The 23,123-nt window shown below is 66.7% G+C and carries 21 protein-coding genes and 1 pseudogene; 11 read left to right on the top strand and 11 right to left on the bottom strand.

The features are described from left to right. Positions 1-23: 23 nt before the first annotated feature. Both NWF34_RS07605 and NWF34_RS07600 read right to left on the bottom strand, forming a co-directional pair. Positions 24-1,145 carry a PLP-dependent cysteine synthase family protein gene (locus NWF34_RS07605; protein WP_258324579.1) on the bottom strand — a complete coding sequence of 374 codons (1,122 nt, stop codon included), beginning with the start codon at positions 1,143-1,145 and terminating at the stop codon, positions 24-26. 25 nt (positions 1,146-1,170) lie between these two features. Continuing rightward, positions 1,171-1,497 carry a DUF4229 domain-containing protein gene (locus NWF34_RS07600; RefSeq protein ID WP_258324578.1) on the bottom strand — a complete coding sequence of 109 codons (327 nt, stop codon included), beginning with the start codon at positions 1,495-1,497 and terminating at the stop codon, positions 1,171-1,173. A 188-nt stretch (positions 1,498-1,685) separates the two neighbouring features. Between NWF34_RS07600 and NWF34_RS07595 the strand changes: the two genes are divergently transcribed. The 3 genes from NWF34_RS07595 (at position 1,686) to NWF34_RS07585 (ending at position 2,859) form a co-directional block, all read left to right on the top strand. Further along, positions 1,686-1,907, top strand: coding sequence for a BldC family transcriptional regulator (locus tag NWF34_RS07595; RefSeq protein ID WP_006435233.1), 222 nt, complete (start codon positions 1,686-1,688; stop codon positions 1,905-1,907). Between the two features lie 102 nt (positions 1,908-2,009). Then, entirely contained in the window at positions 2,010-2,225 is a 216-nt protein-coding gene (locus NWF34_RS07590) for a hypothetical protein (protein ID WP_006435232.1), read from the top strand. Between the two features lie 133 nt (positions 2,226-2,358). Beyond that, positions 2,359-2,859 (top strand): helix-turn-helix domain-containing protein, encoded by a 501-nt coding sequence (locus NWF34_RS07585; RefSeq protein ID WP_258324609.1) that lies wholly within the window; start codon positions 2,359-2,361, stop codon positions 2,857-2,859. Between the two features lie 81 nt (positions 2,860-2,940). Here the strand turns inward: NWF34_RS07585 and ccsB are convergent, their stop codons facing one another. From ccsB to NWF34_RS07550, 7 genes are all read right to left on the bottom strand, one after another. Beyond that, positions 2,941-3,975 (bottom strand): c-type cytochrome biogenesis protein CcsB, encoded by a 1,035-nt coding sequence (gene ccsB / locus NWF34_RS07580; RefSeq protein WP_024498677.1) that lies wholly within the window; start codon positions 3,973-3,975, stop codon positions 2,941-2,943. Positions 3,976-3,997: 22 nt separating this feature from the next. Continuing rightward, on the bottom strand, positions 3,998-5,725 hold the full coding sequence (locus NWF34_RS07575) for a cytochrome c biogenesis protein ResB (protein WP_258324577.1): 1,728 nt from the start codon (positions 5,723-5,725) through the stop codon (positions 3,998-4,000). A gap of 13 nt (positions 5,726-5,738) precedes the next feature. Then, complete coding sequence (locus NWF34_RS07570) at positions 5,739-6,548, bottom strand: cytochrome c biogenesis CcdA family protein (RefSeq protein WP_258324576.1); 810 nt, start codon at positions 6,546-6,548, stop codon at positions 5,739-5,741. Beyond that, on the bottom strand, positions 6,548-7,141 hold the full coding sequence (locus NWF34_RS07565) for a TlpA disulfide reductase family protein (RefSeq protein ID WP_258324575.1): 594 nt from the start codon (positions 7,139-7,141) through the stop codon (positions 6,548-6,550). Before NWF34_RS07565 ends, NWF34_RS07570 begins: the two co-directional genes overlap by 1 nt. A gap of 18 nt (positions 7,142-7,159) precedes the next feature. Beyond that, positions 7,160-7,786 (bottom strand): histidine phosphatase family protein, encoded by a 627-nt coding sequence (locus NWF34_RS07560; protein ID WP_024498681.1) that lies wholly within the window; start codon positions 7,784-7,786, stop codon positions 7,160-7,162. Further along, positions 7,786-9,135, bottom strand: a complete 1,350-nt coding sequence (hemL, locus tag NWF34_RS07555) for a glutamate-1-semialdehyde 2,1-aminomutase (RefSeq protein ID WP_024498682.1) — start codon at positions 9,133-9,135, stop codon at positions 7,786-7,788. The genes NWF34_RS07560 and hemL overlap by 1 nt, the downstream gene beginning before the upstream one ends. Positions 9,136-9,231: 96 nt before the next feature. Next, on the bottom strand, positions 9,232-10,152 hold the full coding sequence (locus NWF34_RS07550) for an SGNH/GDSL hydrolase family protein (RefSeq protein WP_258324574.1): 921 nt from the start codon (positions 10,150-10,152) through the stop codon (positions 9,232-9,234). A gap of 114 nt (positions 10,153-10,266) precedes the next feature. Here NWF34_RS07550 and NWF34_RS07545 point away from each other — a divergent pair, with 114 nt between their 5' ends. From NWF34_RS07545 to NWF34_RS07530, 4 genes are all read left to right on the top strand, one after another. After that, entirely contained in the window at positions 10,267-11,751 is a 1,485-nt protein-coding gene (locus NWF34_RS07545) for an NAD-dependent succinate-semialdehyde dehydrogenase (protein WP_258324573.1), read from the top strand. Positions 11,752-11,885: 134 nt separating this feature from the next. Continuing rightward, positions 11,886-12,470 (top strand): YdcF family protein, encoded by a 585-nt coding sequence (locus tag NWF34_RS07540; protein WP_375295631.1) that lies wholly within the window; start codon positions 11,886-11,888, stop codon positions 12,468-12,470. A 117-nt stretch (positions 12,471-12,587) separates the two neighbouring features. Beyond that, positions 12,588-14,024, top strand: coding sequence for a plasmid pRiA4b ORF-3 family protein (locus NWF34_RS07535; protein WP_258324570.1), 1,437 nt, complete (start codon positions 12,588-12,590; stop codon positions 14,022-14,024). Positions 14,025-14,117: 93 nt separating this feature from the next. After that, positions 14,118-15,821 (top strand): HNH endonuclease signature motif containing protein, encoded by a 1,704-nt coding sequence (locus NWF34_RS07530; RefSeq protein ID WP_258324569.1) that lies wholly within the window; start codon positions 14,118-14,120, stop codon positions 15,819-15,821. Positions 15,822-15,979: 158 nt separating this feature from the next. On the opposite strand, the pseudogene NWF34_RS07525 reads toward NWF34_RS07530, so the two are convergent. Then, positions 15,980-16,395 (bottom strand): annotated as a pseudogene (locus tag NWF34_RS07525) (helix-turn-helix transcriptional regulator); the annotation flags it as partial. Between the two features lie 585 nt (positions 16,396-16,980). On the opposite strand from NWF34_RS07525, the gene NWF34_RS07520 reads away from it, so the two are divergent. From NWF34_RS07520 to NWF34_RS07505, 4 genes are all read left to right on the top strand, one after another. Further along, on the top strand, positions 16,981-17,256 hold the full coding sequence (locus NWF34_RS07520) for a hypothetical protein (RefSeq protein ID WP_258324568.1): 276 nt from the start codon (positions 16,981-16,983) through the stop codon (positions 17,254-17,256). Positions 17,257-17,487: 231 nt separating this feature from the next. After that, complete coding sequence (locus tag NWF34_RS07515; protein ID WP_258324567.1) at positions 17,488-18,090, top strand: DUF6642 family protein; 603 nt, start codon at positions 17,488-17,490, stop codon at positions 18,088-18,090. Positions 18,091-18,157: 67 nt separating this feature from the next. Next, positions 18,158-18,781 (top strand): hypothetical protein, encoded by a 624-nt coding sequence (locus tag NWF34_RS07510; protein ID WP_258324566.1) that lies wholly within the window; start codon positions 18,158-18,160, stop codon positions 18,779-18,781. Then, the gene (locus NWF34_RS07505; protein ID WP_258324565.1) at positions 18,781-19,875 is read left to right on the top strand and encodes a hypothetical protein; all 1,095 of its coding nucleotides are present in this window, start codon (positions 18,781-18,783) and stop codon (positions 19,873-19,875) included. Before NWF34_RS07510 ends, NWF34_RS07505 begins: the two co-directional genes overlap by 1 nt. Before the next feature lie 4 nt (positions 19,876-19,879). Here NWF34_RS07505 and NWF34_RS07500 read toward each other — a convergent pair whose 3' ends face one another. Next, on the bottom strand, positions 19,880-23,122 hold the full coding sequence (locus tag NWF34_RS07500) for an exodeoxyribonuclease V subunit beta (protein ID WP_258324564.1): 3,243 nt from the start codon (positions 23,120-23,122) through the stop codon (positions 19,880-19,882). Position 23,123: the final 1 nt, after the last annotated feature.

Below are 23,123 nucleotides of genomic sequence, written 5' to 3'. Positions count from 1 at the left end.
ACCGGGTTAGTACGGCCTTAGGATCAGGCCGTCCAGCGACCGGTCGCGAAGAACTCGTCGAGGATCGCGTTCGCCGGGTTCAGATCGAAAGACTGTGCGGCGAGCCAGTTCTCGTCGAAGTAGGTGTTGACGTAGCGGTCACCCGGATCGCACAGCAGTGTCACGATGCTGCCCGCCCGGCGTTCGCCGACCATCTCCGCGACCAGCGAGAACGCACCCCACATGTTGGTGCCGGTGGACCCGCCGACGCGGCGTCCCAGCAGGTCCGAGACCCGATGCGTGGTGGCGATGGACGCCTCGTCGGGGACGCCGATCATCCGGTCGATCACCTGGGAGATGAACGACGGCTCGACGCGGGGTCGACCGATCCCCTCGATCCGCGAACCAACCTCACCGGTCAGCGTTCCGTCGCCGGTCTCGTACGCGGGCAGGAACACCGAGTTCTCGGGATCGACGACGGCGAGCCAAGTGTCGTGCCGCCGGTACCGCATGTAGCGACCGAGCGTCGCCGACGTCCCACCGGTGCCGGCGCCCACGACGATCCAGGTCGGGATCGGGTGATCCTCTGCCGCCATCTGCGCGAAGATCGACTCGGCGATGTTGTTGTTGCCACGCCAGTCCGTGGCACGTTCGGCCATCGTGAACTGGTCGATGAAGTGACCGCCGAGTTCGGCTTCGAGACGCAATGCCTCGGTGTACACCGCGCCCGGATGTTCGACGAAATGGCAACGGCCGCCGTGACGTTCGATCAGCGCAGTCTTCGCCGGCGACGTGTTCGAGGTCATCACCGCGATGAACGGGACACCGATCAGCTCGGCGAAGTAGGCCTCGCTCACCGCCGTCGAGCCCGACGACGCCTCGATCACGGGCGTGCCCTCGGTGACCCAGCCGTTGCAGATCGCGTAGAGGAACAGCGACCGCGCCAGGCGGTGCTTGAGCGATCCGGTCGGATGCGTCGACTCGTCCTTCAGGTACAGGTCGACGCCCGCCTCACCGTCGGGTCCGGACCATCTCGACCACGCCGGCAGTGGGACCCGCAGCAGGTGCGTGTCGGCACTTCGGCGGGCGTCGGCCTCGATGAGCCGCACCGCGTTCTGCGCCCAGGCGCGGTCTTCCCGATGGTCGACGACCCGCGTCGGCCTCACGCGAGCGTCCCGTTGGCCGGCGACCTCACTTGTCCCCGCGCAGCCGCGACTGGAGGTCGTCGTGGCGTGCCCGACGATCGGCCTCGATCGCCGAGATCTCGCTGTTGACCTTCAGGCGGAGCGACTTGAACAGGTACATGCCCAGCGGGAGCGCGATCAGCACACCGAAGACAGCGGCGACGAGAAACGGCACATCGACGCCCACGAGCTTTCCGCCGAAGAAGATGACGGCCGCGATCACGACGACGAGCAACATGCGCGCGACGGTGTAGCCGAACAGGGCAAGCGCCAGGGTGGCGGGGCGACCGCTTGGCTGAGGGGTATCGGGGGCAGGGTCTTGCGCTTCACTCACCCCCACAGGATACTTGTCGCCCTCTGATGACCTGCAGGTCGTGGGCCTTTGCCCGCTCTTTACCTGCCACTGACGGTTCGAGTACCTGGGCGATTTGCGTGTATTCATGGAGTACGCGTCCATCAAGTGCCGGGCCGATTCGCCAAACCGCGGCGCACCGACAGGGCACCATCGTTTCAGGGGGAAACGTGACCAGCATCGAAACAACCGCGTCCACCTACATCACCCCGGGACTCGCCAGCCAGCACACCCTGACCCCGGGTCAGGTGGCCGCGATGTTCAACGTCAATCCCAAAACAGTCGCCCGCTGGGCCAGCTCGGGCATCCTCGGCTCCATCCGCACCCCGGGCGGCCACCGACGGTTCCGCGAAGAGGACGTGGTGGCGCTCCTCAATCGTCGCACCCACTAGTCCGGGCGGCGCCACAGTCCCTGCCCACCCGGTGGTCAACCCAACGAGCGACCCTCACCGGCCGCCGCGCGAACTGACGTACGCTGGTGACGGGAGGTTGCCATGACATATCTGTTCGCCGTTCTCGGTTTGCTCGCCATCGGTTTCCTTATGTGGCGGGCGTTCGGACCGCAATCCGACGGCGGCACGGCCTCCCCTTCCGGCGGTCACCGCCGTCGCACCCGCGGGCCGGTCGGCCCCGACGACGACCCCGATTTCCTCCGTGACCTGGATAATCGCACGCGCGGAACCAATGGCGGCGAGGCCGACGAACTCTGACACGTGTCGTCTGCCAAAGTTCGTATACGAAATCCTGAGACGCGATTCAGGGTCTCACCAGAACATACCCGAGGGTAGGGTAATGTCCCTCTCATCATCGACTCCACGATGGATGATCCGAGAGAAGGCGCCGTTGAACCCCGGACGATCTCCGCAAGGGGCGTCGACCGATGACGACCTGAGCTTCGCCGACAAGATCGGTTACCTGTTCGAGCACAGCCGTGACGAGAACGGGGTCCGCTACACCGGCAAGAAGATCGCCGAGAAGGCGAACCGGTTGGGTTACTCACTGTCGGACGCGTACATCTCGCAGCTCCGCACCGGCAAGGCACGTACGCCGTCGTTCCGCACCGTCGAGGCCATCTCCCGCGCTTTCGACGTGAGCGTCACCTATTTCCTCTCCAACCCCGACGAGGATCTCGAGCGCGTCAAACAGCAGCAGAACTATGTCGAGATGCTCGAGGTCACCGGCAGCCACCTGGCCGGTATCGATCTCGGGTCACTGTGCCCAGAGACGATCGACGCGCTCATCGACCTGCTCAAGCTGGTGAAGGCGCAGGCTCTCGCGAAGCAGTTGGAGGGACCGGGGAGTGACGAGCAGGCCCAGACCGCCGACACCACCCCCGCCGGCTGAGCCGGCACCGAGCGAAGCGAGGCGCCGCGTCGACCCCCCTCTACCTAGGAGTACAGGCCCGACACGCAAGTCTCGAAGGGTTCAGAGCCCGGCGTAGGAGTGCAGGCCCGACACGACCAGATTGATGATGAACAGGTTGAACAGCATCGCCACGAAGCCGGCGACGTTGATCCAGGCCGCGGCGGTGTTGCGCCAGCCCGCGGTCGCGCGGGCGTGCAGGTAGGCCGCGTAGATCACCCACGCGATGAACGACACCGTCTCCTTGGGGTCCCAGCCCCAGAACCGGCCCCAGGCGGCCTCGGCCCAGATGGCACCGCAGATCACGCCGAGACCGAAGAGCGGGAAGCCGACGACGACGGTCTTGTAGGCGAGCCGGTCCAGGTTCTCTGCGGCCGGGATGTGGTCGACGATGCGTCGCAGCGCGCCACCCCATCCGGACCGGGCCGGGGACGCGACGTCGTCGGCCGGATTCGACGCCCAGCGCATCTTCATCAGGTACAGGATGCTTGCGACACCGGAGACCATGAGGATGCCCGAGGACACCGAGATGATCGACACGTGGACGGCCAGCCAGTACGACTTGAGGGCCGGCACGACCGGGGCGGCCTGGGTGTACAGCCAGCGACCGGCGATGAACATCAGCAGGACGATCGGGAGCAGAACGAACGACAGCAAAGCCCGGTGTTCGGGCTTGCGCAGGATGATCAGTGCGGCGACGACGCCCGCGGCGCAGGTCATCGAGACGAACTCGTACATGTTGCCCCACGGCACGCGGTCGGTCGCCATGGCGCGCAGCACGAGCGACGCGATGTGGGCGATCAGGCCGACATACACGACCGGCAGACCCATGTTGCCGAGCTTGTCCCCGAACGTCCGCTTCTGCGGAGCGGCGACACGACCCGGCACCCGGACGTCGCCGGCGCCGGCCGAACCCGACGCAGCGGAGCCGGCACCGGCGGCGACGAGCTCCCGCTCCTCGAGCTTGCGGCCGCGAACGGCCGCCAGCGCGCCGAAGAACAGGAAGGCCGCCACCACGTACACGGTGATCGCGGTGCCGAACAGCAGATCGGAATAGCGAGCCAGAGTCTCGTCCACCGGACCGGTGCCGTTGTTCATGAGAGTTCCTTTCGCCGGTGGCCTAGAGCCGCCGGGTCGTGCGCCGCGAGGTGGAAGCGTCCGCCTCGTCGGCGACGAGGGCCGTCGCCTGGTCCTCGAAACCATCGCCCCAGCCGGCCTGGTCCGTACGGGCCAGCCCGGCAATCTCTACTACAGTACGTCGTTTCCCGTCGGGAGGATCAACGGCGGCGGGGTCGGCGCCGCCCGGACCGGTGCTGATCGGCGCCGGGACCAGCCGCGCCCAGATCCGGCGTCGCCGGATGAGCAGCGACACCAGCAACCCGCCGAGCATCACGATCGCGCTGACCAGCACCCAGAGCTGCGCCGGATCATGGGACACCTGCACCGACACCCACCGCTGGTAACCGTCGAAGGTGACGGTGGTTCCGTCGGCGATGGTGTGGCTCTGGCCGACACTCAGGTTCACCTGCGCCTGCCGCTGGAGCCGGCCCTGTTCGACCAGGTCCTGATCGAGCGAGTAGACGTTCTGCGGCTTGCCGGTGTCGAGGCCGGTGTCACCCTTGTAGATGCGGATCGCGACGGCCGGATCGTCGGGCTCCGGGGACAGCGACGTCAGCAGGGTCCCGTGGTAGAGCGCACTCGGTGCGAACAGGCCTTCGAGCGCGATCTGGTTCTTCCGACGTTCGTCGGCGTCGGGGTACAACCCGGCCGGGGTGTCGAAGCGCACCGCACCGGAGGACAGCATCGTCTGCAGCTGGTCGGGGACGAACGGGACGGTCTGGGTGCGCTTCTCCCCGTTGGGGAAGGTCACGCTGAACGTCGGGGCGAAGCCGTTGCCCAGCACGTAGACCCGGTCACCGGCGACGCGCAGCGGCTCGTTGACGCGGACCGAGGTGCTGGTCCAGGTGTCCGGGGAACCGACCTTGGTGCCCTCGGCATAGCGGATCGTCGCGTCGTACATGTCGGGCTGTCCGCTGGGCAGGAAGGTCGCCGAGAAGTCGTCGACGCGGAAGCAGAACGGCGACAGGTCGGTGCCGTCGACCAGATTGCCGGCGCGGAAGGAGTCGTAGACGGCGGTCGAGGTGTTGCACATGCCCTGCTCGCCGTCGGCGACGAGGATTCGCGTGCCCTCGTACCCGAACATCTTGCCGGCCGCGATCGACACCAGGAGCGCCAGCAGCGCGAAGTGGAAGACGAGGTTGCCGAACTCGCGGAGGTAGCCCTTCTCCGCGGACACCTCCACGCACCCCTCGGGATAGGCCTTGCTCGGTTCGCGGACGACGACCTCGCGCCGCCAGCCGCGGAGCCGGCCGTTGATGCGATCGGCGATCTCGTCCGGCGTGCCGTCGACGGTGTGCGTGACGTGCCGGGGCAACCGTGACAGGTTGCGCGGCGTGCCGACGGGTTTGGCGCGCAGGCTGTGGAAGTGCTCGATCATGCGCGGCGTCAGGCAGCCGACGAGCGAGACGAACAGCAGCACGTAGATCGCGGTGAACCAGGCGCTGGAGAAGACGTCGAACAGTTGCAGCCGGTCCATCCAGGTGCCGAGCGTGCCGCGTTCGGCGATGTACTCGAGCGTCTTCTGCTCGTTCAGGTCGCGCTGCGGGAGGAGCGCGCCGGGGATGGCGGCCAGGGCGAGCAGGAACAACAGCAGCAGCGCGGTGCGCATCGACGTCAGCGACCGCCACAGATTGCGCAGCGGCCAGAGCACCCGGCGCTTGGTCCAGTGCGGCTTCGGCGCGCCGGTTTCGGGGGTGTCCACCTGGGTACGGTCGGTGACGTCGGTCATGGCTGCAACACGCTCAGATCGGTAGTTGGGTGTCGGTGACGAAGCGGACCTGAACCCAGACGATGAACTGGTCCCACCAGCCGGTGAGCAGGGCGACGCCCACGGCGATGAGCAGGACGCCGCCGACGACCTGGATGGTTCGGGCATTGCGGCGCAGCCAGCCGAGGCTGCGCAGTGCCCACGCCGAGGAGAACGCCAGCACGACGAACGGCAGGCCGAGGCCCAGGCAGTAGGCGACGATCAGGGTCACGCCCTTGGCCGCGGTCGCGCCCTCGGTACCGCTGACCGTCGCGATCACCGAAGCCAGGGTCGGGCCGAGGCACGGCGTCCAGCCGAGCGCGAAGACCGCGCCGAGCAGAGGTGCGCCGACGATGTTGGAGACCCGTACCGGCTCGAACCGGACCTCACGCTGGAGAGCCGGGATGAGGCCGATGAACACGAGGCCCATGGCGATGGTGACCACCCCGCCGATGCGTTGCAGCAGTTCACGATTCAGGACGAAAGTACTGGTCACGCCGAGGACGGTCGCGGTGGCCGCGACGAAGACGACGGTGAAGCCGAGTACGAACAGACCGGCGGCCAGCGCGACCCTCGAACGCCCGTTCTTGGAGCCCTCCCCCACCTTCACCGCCGGGGCCTCGGCGCCGACCAGTCCCGCGAGATACGACAGATAGCCGGGGACGAGCGGCACCACGCACGGCGAGGCGAAGGAGACGAGTCCGGCCAGCAGACATGCCGCGAGTGCAAGCAGGAGCGGTCCGCTGGTCACCGTGTCGGCGAAGGTGTCGCCGATGGACGAGGCGAGAACGGTCGAGGACGTCATCAGGCCGAACCCGCCGGTTCCGCGGCGACTCGCTTGACGACCGCGTCGAGTTCCTTGTCGGAGACGGCCTTGAGGAAGACCGCGGCGGGCCGATGCTGTCGGTCGAGGACGATCGTCGTCGGGACCACCGAGGTCGGGGTGGTCAGTGCCGCCAGCGACAGGCCCGGGAAGTCGTAGATCGACGGGAACCCGACCTTCCGGTCGATCACGAAGTCCTTCGCGGAGTCGCGGTCGTCGCGCAGGTTGATGCCCAGGAATTCGACGCCGTCGTCACGATTGTCCTCGTAGACACGTTCGAGGTCGTCGGCCTCTCCGCGGCAGGGTCCGCACCACGAACCCCAGACGTTGATCACCACGACCTTGTCGGCGAACCGTGCGTCGGACAGCGCCAGCGGCTGACCGCTGACCAGATCCTCACCCTCGAGGCCGGCGATCGGTTTGCGATCGGCGGGTTCGTAGGTGATGACCGTCTGTCCGCCGGGCGAGACGAACTGGAAGGTGTTCCCCTGCGCGACCGCGTCGTCACCCGTGCTGCAGCCGCTGATCAGCAGGATCAGGGCCGACAGCACTGCCGGCAGAAGGAACTTGCGCACTACTTCTCTACCTTTGTTTCACGCCCCGGTGGCCAGCGGGTCGGAGGCACCGGCCGGCTCGGAGTAGATGATGTCGACGAGGGCGTCGTCGTCGTAGATGAGGCTGGTCAGCGAGGCCAGCGAGCACTGCCGGCGGCGCGGGTCGTGCCACAGGCGCTGGCCTTCGAGGAAACGACGCAGCGTGTACACGGGCAACTGGTGGCTGACGCACACCGCTTCGTGGCCGCGTGCGGCGTCGCGGGCTCGGTTGGCCGCCGCCAGCATGCGGTGCGCGAGCTGGATGTACGGCTCGCCCCACGACGGGGTGAACGGGTCACGCAGCTTGGGCCAGTGCCTCGGCTTGCTCAGCGCGCCGTCGCCGACGGAGACCTTGAGTCCCTCGAAGACGTTGTCGGCCTCGATGAGGTCGTCGTTGGTCTGGATGGACAGGCCGTGGGCCGAGGCGATGGGGGTCGCGGTCTCCTGCGCGCGCTGCAGCGGCGAGGCGAAGACGGCCTTGACGTCGTGGTCGGCGAGCGTGTCGGCGACTGTCTGCGCCTGTGAGCGGCCGGCGCCGGAGAGCCGGAATCCGGGGAGGCGGCCGTAGAGGATGCCCTCCGGGTTGTCGACCTCTCCGTGGCGCATCATGTGGACGATCGTGTGCATCAGGCGTTGTCCCCCGGGGTGGCTGCGGTAGCGGCTGCCTGCGCTGCCGCGGGCAGCGCGTCGGCGATCTGCGAGAAAGCATCCTCGTCGAGTGCGGCGGACACAAACCACGCCTCGAAGGCACTCGGCGGTGCGTACACCCCTCGTTCGAGCAGAGCGTGGAAGAACGGGGCGAATCGCCAGGTCTGCGTGGCATTCACGCTCGCGTAGTCGAAGATCGGGATCTCCGGGGCGGTAGTGAAGAACACACTCAGCAGGTTGCCCGCCTTCTGCACGCGATGGCCCACACCGGCTGCGGTGAGCGCCTCGGTGAGCAGCCCGGCGAGACGGTCGGCGTTGGCGTCGAGCTTGTTGTAGACCTCGTGGTCGGCGTGACGCAGGGTCGCGAGGCCGGCGGCCACCGCGACCGGATTACCCGACAGGGTGCCCGCCTGATAGACCGGGCCGGTCGGCGCGAGGCGTTCCATGACGTCGGCGCGACCGCCGAACGCCGCCGCGGGCAGGCCACCGCTCATCACCTTGCCGAAGGTGTAGAGGTCGCCCGCGACGCCTTCGAGGCCGTACCAGCCGCTCGGGCTCACGCGGAAGCCGGTCATCACCTCGTCCATGATCAGCAGGGCGCCGTGGCGGCTGGTGAGTTCGCGCAGGCCGGCGTTGAAGCCGTCGACCGGCGCGACCGCACCCATGTTGCCGGCGGCGGCCTCGGTGATGACCGCGGCGATGTCGTCGCCGAACTCCTCGAAGGCCTTCGCGACGGCCTTGAGGTCGTTGTACGGGAGCACGAGGGTGTCGTGTGCCGACGCACCGGTGACACCCGGGCTGGTCGGCAGGCCCAGCGTTGCCACACCCGAACCGGCGGCGGCGAGCAACGCGTCGACGTGGCCGTGGTAGCAGCCGGCGAACTTGATGATCTTGGAGCGGCCGGTGAATCCGCGTGCGAGCCGGATCGCCGACATGGTGGCCTCGGTGCCCGAGTTCACCAGTCGCACCCGCTGCACGGGGTCGACGCGGCCGATGATCTCCTCGGCCAGTTCGATCTCGCCCTCGGTGGGCGCACCGAACGACAGGCCACCGGAGGCTGCGCGCTGTACGGCCTCGACGACGGCGGGATGGGCGTGACCGAGGATCATCGGACCCCACGAGCTGACGAGGTCGACGTAGGTCGCGCCGTCGGCGTCGGTCAGGCGGCACCCTTGGGCGCTCGCGATGAAGCGCGGGGTCCCGCCGACCGCGGAGAAGGCGCGGACCGGAGAGTTGACGCCGCCCGGGATGACCTCGGCAGCGCGGGCGAACAGCGCGGCGGAAGTGTCTGCATGCTCGACGATGGGGCCATCAGCGGAAGGGGTCACGGCCTACAGTGTTCCAAATGGCACCGAGTGACCCAAATCGCCGCTGGTGAGAGGGTGCTCCGGGTCACGCAGGAGCGTCACACGGGTTCGTTTTCATCAGTTCGCGAGCGCCTTGCGGACCTGTTCGGCGATCGCCTCCTGGCCCCGCTCGTTCGGATGGACCGCTCCCGGCCCGCGGGTCGTCATCGGCTCGATCCATCGTTGGCTCCCGGCACAGGCGTCGTGCCCCACGGACGTCGGCAGCATGTCGACGAACCGGACGCCCTCGTCCTCGGCGGCGCGTCGACCGTAGTCGTTGAGCGAGGTCTGGAGGTCGCGCATCATCGGGACGTCGCCGACGGCGAGCTTCATCTCCGGGTAGCAGCCGACGGTCGGCGGCATCAACCACGGATAGCCGACGAGGTAGACCTTCGCCTCCGGGGCCTTGGCCTTCACGTCGCGCAGCGCCGCACGAAGCGCCGGGTAGATGTCCTCGGCGATCGGCTCGATGAGGGACTGCCCGTACCGATCGGTGCAGGGCGCACCGAGCGGGTTCGTGTCCGCCGCCTTGCTGCAGAGGTCGATCGCCCGCCCGTAGGTCGCCTTGTCGTTGCCGCCGATCATCACCGTGACGATGTCGGAGTCCGCGTGTAGGGCGTCGAGCTGCGGCGGCACGCCCTCGAACTGGGCCGTCCGGAAATCGGCGGTCTCGGCGCCGGCGCAGCTGACGTCGGTCAGGTCGAGACCCTCCTCGGCGGCAACGATGTGCGCGAAGTTCTTCGCCGAGCGCTGGCAGTAGATCGGCGAATCCTCCACCAGCGGCCGGACACCGGTGCCCGCTCCGAAACTGTCGCCGAGGTTGACGTACCGAGTGCCGCCGGGATCGCCTGTTTGTGTCGCGGCGGGCGTCGACGTCGGACCGGTCGTGCCCGCGGCGTCGTCGCCCGAGCATCCGGTCGCCAGGGTCGCTGTCACCGCGAGTAGTCCGAGGCCGCGGATCGCGGTGCCGAACCACCGGCGCCTGTTTCGTGGGTCCACCCAGCCATCGTGCGTCCGCGCGAAGGCGGTCGGCAACCACCGCGCGGCCGGTAGCGTGAAAATCGGCGCGCGAACGCCAGATTGCAACCCGAACGGACGAGGATGTGAGACCGCATGAGCTCCAACGATGTCAGTGAGAGGGATGTACTCGACCCCCAGGCGATCCTCGACGGGGTGCCGACCGGCCTGTGGATCAACGGCCGCTCGACGCCGGCCGCCGACGGCGCCACCTTCGAGGTGTACGACCCGGCCACCGAGGAGTCGCTGACATCGGTGGCCGACGCCGGCGTCGAGGATGCCCGCTCCGCCCTCGATCACGCAGTCGCGGCGGCCGAGGACTGGGCCGCGACCCCCGCCCGCGAGCGGGGCGAGATCCTGCGACGCACCTTCGAGTTGCTCACCGACCGGGCCGACGACATCGCGATGCTGATGACCCTGGAACTCGGCCGCGCCCTCCCCGACAGCCGCGCGGAGACGAAGTACGGCAACGAGTTCCTGCGCTGGTTCGCCGAGGAGGCGGTCCGGATAGGCGGCCGGTTCACGCAGGCCCCGGCCGGTAACGGACGCATCCTCGTCGCGCATCAGCCGGTCGGGCCGTGTCTGGCGATCACGCCGTGGAACTTCCCGCTCGCGATGGGCACGCGCAAGATCGGTCCGGCGCTGGCTGCCGGCAACGTCATGATCGTCAAACCCCCGCGGGAGACGCCGCTGACGATGCTGGCCCTGGCCGAGGCCTTCGCCGAGGCGGGACTGCCGCCCGGCGTGCTGTCGGTCCTTCCGACGAGTTCGAGCGGCGAGGTGTCCACCGCTCTGATCACCGACGACCGGATTCGCAAGATCAGCTTCACCGGCTCGACGCCGGTGGGCCGCAATCTGCTCGGGCAGGCCGCCGAACGGGTGCAGCGCACCTCGATGGAACTCGGCGGCAACGCACCGTTCCTGGTGTTCGACGACGCCGATGTCGACGCCGCGGTCGAGGGTGCGTTCGCGGCCAAGATGCGCAACGGCGGCGAAGCCTGCACCGCGGCCAACCGTTTCCTCGTGCAATCCGGTGTGGCCGAGGAGTTCACCTCGAAACTCGTGGAGAAGATGTCGGACGTCACGATGGGCCCCGGCTACAAGGAGGGCGTGACACTCGGACCGCTCGTCAACGCCGACCAGCGGGACAAGGTCGCGGCCGCCGTCGAGCAGGCCGTGAACGACGGCGCCCGCGTACGGCTGGGCGGGGAACGTCCCGACGGTCGCGGTTTCTTCTATCCGGCAACGGTTCTCGACAACGTCGACCCGTACGCCCCGGTGACCCGCGAGGAGATCTTCGGCCCGGTCGCGGTGATCAGCACCTTCGACGACGAGAACGACGCGATCGCCGCCGCCAACTCCACCGAGTACGGCCTGGCGTCGTACTTCTACAGTCGCGACCTGGAACGCTGCATGCGCGTCGCGAGCCGCCTCGACTCGGGCATGGTCGGGGTGAACCGTGGCGTGATCTCTGACGCGGCAGCACCGTTCGGTGGGATCAAACAGTCGGGCATCGGCCGCGAGGGCGGCAGCGAGGGCATCGACGAGTATCTCTCGGTGAAGTACATCGCGCTCACGTGACCCGGCGGTCGAGAGGTTGTTCGGCGGCTACTTGACCTGTTACGTGTGTGACTGGTGATGCAGGTGTTACCGTTCTGACACCTGCACGACCGTACCCGTCCGTACACTCCAAGGGCATGCGTCTGAGAAGAACAATGTCCGCGATCGCCGTGACGGCGGCGGTTGCGACGGCCGGTGTTGCCGTCACCACCACCGGGGACCAAGGCACCGCGAAGATCGAATCAGCCGCCACCAGTTTGGATTTCGGCAGCGTCGACTTCGGCAGTTCTGAACTCGGCACCCCGAACAGCGTGTTCCTGTGGGAGAGTCCGCCGACCCGCTACATCGTCGTCCTGGGCGCGAAGTTCGGCCAGTTCGGGCAGACACCCCAGATCATGACCCAGCGATTGAACGTCGCAGCGAATCTCGCGAAGAAGCATCCGTTCAACCGGATCATCGCCTCCGGCGGTGACACCCACTGGCTACCCATCGCCGAGGCCCAGTTCATGAACATCGGACTGATCCGACGCGGAATCCCGCCGTGGCAGATGGTCAACGAGGTCGCGTCGACCTCGACCGTGCAGAATGCCCAGAACACGGTGGCGATGCTGAAACGGATGGGCGGGACCGGCGCGCTCATCGTCACCAATGGCTTTCACATGGAACGCGCCATGAAGAACTTCCGCGACGCCGCCCGGGCCCAGGGCGCGAGGCTGGTGTTCCGGCCGGCGTACGCGTAATCACTTCCCCGCGGGGCGGCTTCCCTCCCGCCCGGCCGTTTCCCTCCCGCTCATCAGATCCGGTTAGCGGGAGGGAAGCGGACCCCGCGGAGATGGAGCTGCTCTACGCTGGGCAGCGTGCGAGATCCTAGCCATGAACCGCTCGATGCCGAAGAACTGCGTCGCCAGTTCGAGTCGATGCTTGCGGGCCTCCAACCGAACGAACTCCTCACTCTGCAGGATCAGCTCGGCAGGGCTGCCGCGGACAGGTTCGCGCGGCCAGCGTCGATTCGTCACCGCAAGGAGCCGCTCGCCGAGACAGTGGTGTTCCGGATCCGCGTAGATCTCGACGACGCGCGACCTCCCATCTGGCGCCGCCTCGACGTCCGGTCGGATGTTTCTCTCGAGGACGTGCACCGGATCATTCAAGCGGCGTTCGGTTGGCTGGACTACCACCTCTATCGTTTCGCGCTGGGCGGCGGCAGCCCATTCGACCGCAGGAGTGAATTCTTCCTCTGCCCGTTCGACGCTCAGGAAGGCGAGGAGGTGGGCACCCCCGTCGCCGAGGTCCGGCTCGACGAGACGCTCCACGAACCAGGCGACGTCCTGCGCTACGTCTATGACTACGGCGACAGCTGGGAACTGACGTTGAAGCTCGAGAGCATCCACGAAGCGTCGGAGGACTCGCCGTGGGCCCGGTGCGTCGACGGTCGGCGCGCTGCGCCGCCGGAGGACTGCGGCGGCATCACCGACGCGGAGTCGCTCGCCGAGGTCGTGGACGATCCCGCACATTTCGACATCGACGAGGTGAACGCCGCACTCAGCGACCCCATTCACTCGCTTGCCGATTCCGGAATCGATGCACGGCTCGGCATCCTGCTGTACCAGATCCAACCTCTCGACGGGTCCGGAGAGCTGACGACGAGCGCAGCGCGGTTGGCAGCCTCGTCGACGATTGCGACGGACGACCAGCTCGAAGCCGACCTGCTCCCCTACCTGTGGTTCCTGCGCCGCGCGCGCGATGAGGGCTTTCCACTCACGTCGGCTGGTTACCTGAAACCGGCCGACGTGATCGCGGCGTCGAAGGTGTTGCCGACGATGAAGTACTTCATCGGTGCCAAGAATCGAGAAGTCCAGAGCGCGCCAGTGCTGCATTTTCGTGAGTCCCTGCTTCGGATGGGGTTGTTACGCAAGCACAAAGGCCGTCTCCTGCCGACACGGTTGGGGACGAGCCTCGCCGACGATCCGCAGTCGCTGGCCGACCATCTCGCCGACCGGCTGCTGAACCAGAAGATGGATCGGTTCACCGAGGACGCCAGTCTGCTGATGCTCTTCTTCGCCGCCGCCTCCGAACCCGGCGACCACATGCCACTCGAGACGATCGGCGCGCTGCTCACCGTGTATCGCTGGCAGGGCACGGACGGGCGCCCGATCCAGAAGTACGACCTCTACCACCTCGACAACGGAATCTACGAGTTCTTCGAAGCCGTCTCGCCCCCGGAACGGGGACTCCGAGGGGTGACGCTGAGCCCGACGGCCATCGAGATCGCGCGACGCGCCATCCGACACCGCTGACCCACGTCTACTACCGAAAGTAGTTCTCGCTCCTGACGATCCGCCGGAGTCGTGCCGACAGGTCTTGTCAGACCCCTTTCGTATGGTGTTGTCATGGCATTCGAGTTCGGCACCATCGACCCCGGCGGGGATCTCCCCGACGCGGAGTTCGACGTGTTCGAACCCCTGGACGGACTCTCGGCCGAAGCTCTGGTCAGCACGGCTGCGTACTCGGCATCGATGAACGCCGCCAACACCTGCCGCACACTGATCGCCGCCAGCCTGCTGCACGAACAACGCGAAGAAGAGTACCTACTGCGCCGCAGTGAGATCCACTCCGGACAAGCACGATCTGTCGACGACCTCCTCGACAAGACAGCCCAGGTAGTTTCCGGTGCGGACCCGTATGAACAATTCGGGCCCAACGGGTTCGAACAAGCCACCGCCGAACTCGGTGCCGCGCTGACCATCACCGCTGCGGAAGCCCGCGACCTCATCCGCACCGGCGACGCCATGCGGTACCGACTCCCCCTGACCGGCACCACACTGGCCTGCGGACGAATCGATCTGCGCCGGTTCATGATCGCACTCAAACGCACCGACTTCGTCGACGAGGCCACCATGCCGATCGTGGACGCCGCATTGGCCGAGGCGATCCTCGCCCGCGACCCCATGTCCACCACCCGGTTCACCGCACTGGTCGACCAGATTGTGCACAGGCATGCGCCTGATGCGGTCAAGCGCCGCAACGACCAGGCCGAACGAGACCGCGGAATCAACATCCGGCCCGACCGCCACCAACCCGGCCAGTCGCGCATCACCGGACATTTCCCCCACACCGACGCCGCCGCCCTCAATGCCCAACTGACGGCCATGGCCAAAGGTGTGCACGTCACTGATCCGCGCACCCTGGCCCAGCGCCGCGCCGACGCCCTCATCGCCCTCGCCCACGGCACGCAAACCCTCGACTGCCGGTGCACCGACTGCACACCCCCACCAGCCGAGCAGAACCTCGACACCCCTGAACCCGCCGAACCCGCCGACGCGGCAACACCCGAACCCGAGCCCACCCCCGTTGCTGTACCGGACGTGACCGACACCGCCGCAACCGAACCCGGCGGCGCTGTCGCAGCATCGGAGCCGACCGGCGACTGCACATGCACCTGCGCCACCTGCCGCGCACCACGACCGACCTATCACATCGTGGGCAACCTGACGACGCTGATCGGTCTCGACAACGATCCCGGCATGCTCGACGGCTACGGGCTGATCGACGCCCACACCATGCGCCGACTCTTCGCCGACGCGGTTCACACCTTCATCACCACCGGGGTGCGCACAGACCCAGCCGACGCCGACGCCCGGGCCGCGGCAGCCGCCAGCACGTACCTGCCGAGCAAGAAGCTGCAGGCACTGATCCGCGCCGGCGAATTGTGTTGCACCTTCCCCGGCTGCAACCAACCGGTGTGGACCGTCGACCTCGACCACACCCATCCATACGACCACCGCCACCCCGATCGCGGCGGAAAGACCCTCCAACACAACCTCAAACCGTTGTGCCGGTTCCACCACCGCATCAAAACCTTTGGCAGGTGGCGCGACTCCCAGGACGAGTACCTCTCCGTGTGGTTCGAAGCCCCCACCGGCCACACCTACCTGGGCAACCCGTACACCGGGCGAGACCTGTTCGCGTCGTTGAAAACCCAGCCACCCGACCATCCGGCGCGGCAACGACTCACCGACGAGCGCGCACACCGCACCGACACCCATCGTCGGCAACAAGCCGAATGGGACACCAACAACCCACCGCCGTTCTGACACAGAACCAGTGAGTGGGCGGGTCACGCCTGACTTCGATACGCCTCGGGGATCCGTCGACGAGGGTGCCCAGTCTCCGCGGGAACGAGATTCTCACCGGGAGGCGTGGCAGCTCACCGGCGCCGATGCTCCGAGGGCCCGATCCCATACCTCGTCCGCTAGGTGGTAGCGAACCGGCTCTCGCTGGAAAGCCCCAACATGCAGCGACTTCGGCGACAGTGCTGGCGTCATCCGCGAGAGCAGGTCGGCTCGTGCCCGACTCAGACGGATGTCGCGGAGTGCCTGGGTGGGCGTGGTGCCGACATGCTCGGCGAACCCCTCCCGCAGTCTCCGGAGACTCGACCCGACGATCTCGGCCATGTCGGCCAAACGCCAGTCGCGAGCAGGATCGTCGTGCAGGGCATCGAGTACCCTTCACCGTGCGCGGCCGCAGACCGGTCCCGGCCTCTTCCGACGACACCGCAAGGATGGACGCACTACTGATCGCGCTGGCCAACTGTGGTCCGACAAGGGGATTCGCGAGCAGGTCGGCCGGCCCGCGAAGCTCGGCCGAGAGCGCGCGGACGAGCGCGAACCCGATTCTTCATCGGACCCGCTGAGATCGAGCTGGTGCCGGGGTAGTTGTACTGACCCGCCAGGTTGGGTACGCGGTCGGCGGGTGAACCACCCGCACCGTGGTGACACCGATCGAGGCGAAGTGGGCCACCGCCCGCGCCATAACGCGGTCGCGGTTTCCTTCTTCTCATCAGCCAGAATCTCTGAGTAGGCCGCGCTCGAGATCTCCGCAGAGCTCTTGCAATTGCACACCTTCGACGCGGATCACGAAGAGTCCGGGGGTGACGAACAACTCGGAATAGTCAGGCACAGAATTCAGACAAAGGCGTTGACCGTCGACTTTAGTCCGACCAGTTGAACTCTGCGCCTCTCGCCGACGAACCAAGTAGGCGACGCGCAAACTCGATCCACAACATCACTTTTGATCAGTCAAGGACGGTATGCAATGCGAAAGATACGCGCGGGGCTCGGACTGGCCGCACTCGGAGCTGCGCTCGCCGTGGCTGTGGCCCCAGCCTCGGCCGCAAAACCACTACCCACGGCGACCATCACCTCTCCAGCCGACAACACAGTCGTCTTCCGGATTACAAATCACCTAGACGAGGTGACCAGTTGCGGCGGACGCCTCAACGGCTTTACCGACTTCAGTACGCCGTACGCGAAGGTCGCACCACGCAGCACAGTCGTCTACACCGTGGCGGACGTGCCGGCAGGGAATTACTCAGCCTGGTGGGGCTGCAACGGCTTTGACGATCGTAACCTCGTGATGGTCCGCGGCAAGTCCACCGGTAAGCCGTACCTGGCACCCAACAAGCCCTCGTACACACCGCCCGCACCGGGTCTCGACTTCGGAAGTCTCTCGTCGGCACTCGGCTCCTAGAACATCCACACGCCCGGCAGACACGAATCAGCGGACACCGGGAACGCCATCAAGAACTTCTTGTCCGTTGTCCAAAGCGGTTGCTGCTCAGTGGCCCGTCGAATGGATGAGCTAGGTGGCGGTCGCGAGGGCGGCGTGGAGCAATCACCGACGTTCTGACACCAAGCGTTTCTTTGACCGTCTTCTGGGTAACGCTAGGGCGATCACGATCTACGGTCCGACAGGGGTGCAATGGCCAACAATATGCCTCACGGGGTCTTCTGTCTCGAAGGTGACTGGAACGCAGCTGACCCCACCGACAGGATGACGATCGAGCCTGCTCTGGAGATGCTCGACCGCTTGGGATACCTGACGCTCCGCCACCGCAACGTGAACACACACGCAGAGCTTTGGCGTCACCTTGACAACTGGGACAGCAGGGCACTGGACGCCTACCGCTTCCTCTATCTGGGCTTCCATGGAAAACCCGAGATGTTGGACATCAGCGGGGACCCACTCGGCCTCGATACCTTGGGGCTGAAACTGGAGGACCGATGCCGGGACCGCGTGATATTCCTGTCCTCATGCGGCGCGCTGGAGAGCTCCGAAGACTCTCTGAAGAAGTTCTGCAGGACGACGGGTGCTGACGCTGTAGTCGGCTACACCCAAGACGTCGACTTCGTGGAAGCAGCCGCCTTCGAGATGATTCTCTTTGGCTATCTATCCGACATGGCATTCGGCACCAAACCGCCGCGTTCGATGTACAGGCGCGTAACCGAGGCCTTCCCGGACTTCACCTCTCGTCTCGGCTTCCGGGTTGCCACTAAGACGTGGGTTTCATCTGTAAGCGATTGATTCCCAACCTGTTGCGCGGGAGAGCGCCTGACCGTCATCGATACGACATGAGCACCAGGAGGACGGCGTGAATGACGTACCTACGCTGGACGCATACATCGACGCTGCGGTGAGCGAGGACTTTCAAGAGTGGCCTGGTGGGTGGCCAGGAGAGATTGAGGCCGCCTTGATCGACGCGGTGTTCTCGATCCGGGCACGATATGGGGGTCCGGAGACCGGCGTGCGTGGAGTCGTCAAGCGGTGGCGTGAACGAGATGGACGCACCGGGAAGATCGACGACTTGGAGGCGCTCGCCGACGCTGATCCCGCAGATTTCGTGAATACGGTTAACAACGCGGCGCAAGCGAGCGGGCGCCTCAAGGGCGAGATCGTCATCGACGCCGCGAAAGCACTCACTGCCGTTGGACTTCGTCACGCGAGTGACTTCACCAATTCGAAAGAGCAGAAGAACGCTTACCTATCAGTCAAGGGCTGCGGATCGGTGACGTGGTCATACTTCGGGATGTTACTCGGTGAGGCTGATGTCAAGGCAGACACGTGGATTGTCCGCTTCGTGGAGAGGGCGCTGGCGCGACCCGTGCGGACTGAGGAAGCCCGTGAACTTCTAGCCACAGTCGCGACGATGCGTGATGTCAGCGCCACCGCGCTGGATCACGCCGTGTGGGAGTACGCGCGCAAGAACCTCGGCTGATGCCCGTCCGAGGACAATCCGAAGAGCGACGCGTCCACCTCGTCGGCGTGGCGCCGTGGCGGCAGGCCGTCGATTTCTACTACAACCCCGACGACGATCTGGGCCTCGACGATCTCGGGTTCACGTTTCCCGCGCGCTGGGCCGCGGGAGATCTGTTTGTCATCGTGACGGCGGACAGCCCGGCGTCGGCCGTCGTCGTGGTGGAGGAAACCCACCACGACTCCACGGGTCCGGACTCGTACGACCAGTATCTGGGACCGTTCGAACTCTCGCTGACTGCTGTCGAACGCCGGCTCGGCACTCCCCTACCGAGCGCCCCGGCAACCCTCGACACGGCGACGGGCGAACGGTTGATCGCGGCGATTTCGGCGGAGGAGGAGTCTCCGACACCGTGGCGCGAGTTGGACGAACGGGGATGTGTCGCTCGGTCTGAACCTGTCGAACCGTACTCCCGGTGTGCATGCTGCGGGGAGTGGGCGGACGAGGCACCGGTCCTCGAGAATCACGTGCTCGTCGATATCCAGGAGTTGGAGTTCTTCGGTTACGGCTCGATCGTCGTGTGCCGCACCTGCCACGACCTGCTTCATCGCCCACTCGCGCCGAGCTCCGACGGCCTCATGTTCGGTTTCCGTCCGTTGTGCCCTCGCTGTTCGGCGATGCGCACCTACCAGGTGATCCGGGGCTTCCCTGCGGGACCACCGGGACCAGGAACCCTCCTGGCCGGGTGCGATAGATCCGACCCGGTGACGTTCGAATATCGCTGCGGTGCGTGCGAGTACGAGTGGACCGATGACGACGATGGTTACCAGCCGTTGCCTGCCGAATTCGACGACGATGTGGTGGTTCGAGCCCGCATCGCGCCGATCCCCGACGGGGTCTACCGACCTTACTCACGCACGGGCGAGCCCGGTCGGGTCGTCATCGGGCGGTATGCGCCGCGAGGGCCGGGACCCCACTCTGCAGCCTGGGGCGACGCGATCCACCACGAGCTCGTCGGGCAGGACGGGCGTATCTACCTGGTCGACCCGACGACGGTGAGGTCTGCGGAGCCCCATACGTGGGAGACCCGGCAGCCGTGGACTGGCGACATATAAATCTTCATCGTTCCGCCGGGCGCAGAGCACGTTCCACGACCGCCGCTTGTCCCGGCCGGCAGAACACCAGTTGCAACCGAGACACTGTCTCCCCAGTCGCATTTCGCAGCAGATCGGCGTAGATCGCGAGTTGCGCCCAGTACGCCTCGAGGGTGTCGGCGGAAACCCCGACGTCGGTCTTGTAGTCGACGATGACCAACGAACCGTCGTCGTCGCGATACACCAGGTCCGCGATGCCCTCGACCACGGTGACTCCGTCGGGCCCGGAACCGGCGAGCTGCATTTCCTGCCAGTGCTCGCGGACGGCAGCCCGCTGAACAGGTGCCGACTGCAACGCCGACCGAGCCAGCGCCACGAAATGATCCACGTCGACGACGCCGGCGAGTGCGGCCGCGCGCCGAGCGGTCTCGTCGAATCCGTCGTCGACGGCGGTACCCAGGGTGACCTGTTCGAGGAGCGCGTGCAGGGCGGTACCCAGCGTCGCGCCGCTGTCGGGGCTCGCGGTGCCGACCGGAATCTGTTCGGCTACCGGCGCTGTCAGCCGTCCAGAATCCCGGTACCCCTGCAGCACAACTGTTTCGGCGTCATCTATGCCGTGGACGATCCGCGTCGCCGAGTAGGAGACGCGGATCGTCGAGGCGGCCTCGATCGCGGCGGTCTCTGCCGACCAGTCGATCCAGGCCTGTCGTTCGTGCTGGGCGATCGCTTCGTCGTCGCGCCTGACCGGTTCGACGAGCTCCGGAACGTCGTTGGGCAGGCCCTCCAGCGCGGGTGCGAGCGCGGCTCCCCAGGATGCGTTCTTCCCGACGTATCCGGAGACCGCGAGGTGACTCTCGGCGCGCGTGCAGGCGACGTACAGCAGGCGCTTCTTCTCCGCCTCGCCGTGCGCCTTCTCGGTCTTTGCTGCTGCCGCGTAACCTTTCGAGGTCACGTTCTTCGACGCACATGCCTGCAGCTTCTCGTCTTCGTCCCAAAGCAGCGGCTCGGGCTGTGTGCGGAATCCGCCGCTCATGCCGGCGACGACGACCATCGGGAACTGCAATCCCTTGGCGGCGTGGATGGTCATGATGCGCACGGCGTCGACACCGATCTCGGGGAGTACGGTCTCGGCGACACGCGCGTTCTCGTCGGCCTGGGTGGCGGCCCAGTCGATGTAGTCGCGCAGCGACCCACGATCTTCGGCGTACCAGGCGCGGGCCTGGTCGATGACGAAGCGGAGCCGCCGCCAGACGTCGCGGTGACGGGGCGAGTCCATGGACACCTCGAACACCCGACGATCGATGGCCAGGCGGCTCAGCAGTGCGCCCGGGTTCAGGTCCCCCAGTTCCGAAGACAGAGCCTTCAGGTATGCACATGCGGCCGCCACCGGCGATCCGACCAGTTCCTCGGTGGGCGCATCGGCGTAGATGCTCCATCGGCCGTCGGCGGCCTTCCAGCGGAGCAGGTCGTCGTCGCCGCAGCCGAACAGCGGGGTACGCAGGGCGGCGACGAGGGCGGCCTCGTCGGCGGTGTTCGCAAGTGCGCGACAGGTGACGAGGAGGTCGTGCACCTCTTGCGTCGAGTACACCAGACTCGATGCCTCCGAACGGAACTCGATGCCCGCGGCGTCAAGGCTCTTCTCCAGGAACGGCAGTACCGCCCGCGACGGGATGAGGATGCAGATGTCCTTCCAGCGCAATGGGACATGCTGGTACGCATCGCCGTCGAATGTCTCCTTGCGCCAGCCGTTCTCGACAGCGGTGGCGATGATCCTCGCGACGTCGCGCGACTCGCGTGCGCGGAGGGCTTCGGCGGGCGAAAGCGCGTCCTCGTCGTCGACGGGTTCCTCGGTGTCGGGGAAGACGAACGGCTTCGGCCCCCAGGAGAGGTCCCAGCGGGGTCGGCCCGGGGCCGGGTCGAGCGGCGTGTACTCGGGCTGCACGTGATGCTCGGCGACGATGAGCCGGCCGAAAACGGCGTTGACCCAGTCGAGGACGGGTCGCGTGGACCGGAAGTTGGTGGTCAGCTGTACGACGTCGGCCGGCGGAGTGCGATCCCGCGCGGACATGTATGCCGCGATGTCGGCGCGGCGGAAACGGTAGATGGATTGTTTCGGGTCGCCGACGGTGAAGAGCCGACCCGCTTCGTCTCGGCCGGCGACGATGCGTTGTGCCAGCGTGAGTTGCAGCGGATCGGTGTCCTGGAACTCGTCGAGGAGGACGCGCTGGTAGCGCTGATGGGCGGCCGCGGCGACCTCCGGCTTCCCGAGTACGTCGCGGGCCAGGACGAGCAGGTCGTGGAATTCGAGCTGTCCGCTGCGCTGCCGGTCGCGCGCCTCGTCGAGGACGATCTCCGACAGGTGGCGGACCACCACGCGCACCGCGCCGTCGACGTAGGTGCCGACCACGTCGGAGCAGATCTCCTCGCGCAGCGCCTTGGCGGCGGCTTTGATCTCTTTGCACTGCGCCACACCACCGCGCCACGCGGACCCCCGACCCACGTTGCCGAGCTTCGGGCACAGGTCCACCATCGGGACCCATCCGAAGGAATCACGCTCGGCGGCAACCAGGATCCGCCATTCGCGGAGTTCCTCGAGTTTGACCGCGAGTTTGTCCTCCGGATCGAGACAATCGTCGAGCTTGTCGATGATGGCGTCGGTCTCCCACAGGATGCGGTCGATGTCGGCGGGTGCGATGCCCTGGGGGTTGTCGTCGAGGGTGAGGCGATCCCAGTTGCGGTCCAGCGCATCGGCGAGTGTGCGCATCTGGTCGAGTGATGCGCCGGCGGCCATCACGATGCCCATGGCGTCGACCAGCATGGGTGGGGCGTCGTCGGTGAACAGTCGGGTGCGCATGCGGCGCCAGCGGCGTTCGAAGGACAGCTGGGAGCCCATGGCGTCGACGACCGCGATGCGTGGTGGCACTCCGGCTTCGAGGGGATGCTCGCCGATGATGCGCGCTGCGAACGCGTGCAGCGTGCCGATGGCTGCGGTGTCGATCTGTTCGAGAGCGGCTCGCGCACGGTCGGTGTCGTGTGTGGCGAGCTCGACACGCACGCGTTCACGGAGTTCGGCCGCGGCTTTCTCGGTGAAGGTGATGGCGGCGATGGCATCGAGTTCGATGCCGTCGTGCAGCACGAGGTGACAGATGCGGCCGACCAGCGAATGGGTCTTGCCGCTGCCGGCGCCGGCTTCGACGAACAGGGTGGCGCCGGTATCGGTGGTGATGCGATCGCGCGCGGCCTGGTCGGCGAGTTGTGCTGCGGTCATC

It is taken from the genome of Gordonia sp. GONU (assembly GCF_024733855.1).
GTDB lineage: Bacteria > Actinomycetota > Actinomycetes > Mycobacteriales > Mycobacteriaceae > Gordonia > Gordonia amicalis.
Note: the sequence above shows the minus strand (reverse complement) of the source record. Positions and strands in the feature narration are given on the sequence as shown.